Annotated in this window: 1 protein-coding gene; it reads left to right on the top strand. The window is 68.1% G+C overall.

The genetic code is table 11. The features are described from left to right. A partial coding sequence (locus AC3WRV_RS16805) for an outer membrane beta-barrel protein (RefSeq protein ID WP_492314143.1) occupies nt 1-890 on the top strand: 890 nt, incomplete at both ends.

Genomic DNA, 890 nt, shown 5'->3' with positions numbered 1-890 from the left:
TGGTACGGGGCGATCGACGCCGGGTACCACACCATCGACGACCTGGAACTGGTGTCGCAAAACGCCGGTCCGCAATTCAACTTCGAAGTTGAAGACAGCTGGGCGGCCTTCGCCCGTCTGGGCTACCGGTTCAACGAGAACTGGCGTGTGGAACTCGAAGGCGGCTACCGTGACGGTGGCGACTTCGGTTCGGTCACCAACGCCAACTCGGCTTCGCCGCTGACCGGCGTCTGCAATCTGACCCCGGCGACCGGCCCCTGCGCCGATCCGAGCGGTGAGATCAAGTCGACCACGATCATGGCCAACGTGATCTACGACTTCGGCGACGAGTCGTGGGCCTTCCGTCCGTTCATCGGCCTGGGCGCCGGCGTGAACATCGTCAACACCGAGTTCATCGGTTCGTTCGGCGGCTTCCGCACCACCAGCTTCGGCGCGGACGACACCTCGACCAAGCTGGCGGCGCAAGCCATCGCCGGCGTGGCCTGGGCGATCGGTGATCGGGCCCATCTGGACCTGACCTACCGCTACCTGATGTCGAACATGGAGTTCGCCTCCTTCGTCAGCCCGGTCAACGCGACCAACACGGCGCTGACCGGCGACTTCGCGGGCCGTTACGACGACAGCCACACCCTGACCCTGGGCCTGCGCTACGCGTTCGGCGCCGACGAGCCGGCGTACATCCCGCCGCCCCCGCCGCCGCCGCCCCCGCCGCCCCCGCCGCCTCCCCCGCCGCCGCCGCCTCCGCCGCGCCCGGTGGTCCCGGCCGACCGCGAGTTCATCGTGTACTTCGACTGGGATCGTTCGGACCTCACGGCCGAAGCCCAATCGGTGGTCACGCAGGCCGCCAACTACGCCAAGTCGGGTCGTCCGACGCGCATCCTGATCGTCGG

The organism is Brevundimonas sp. EU05-FHT14B11 (assembly GCF_058790835.1).
This window is presented reverse-complemented; position numbering and strand designations above follow the sequence as displayed.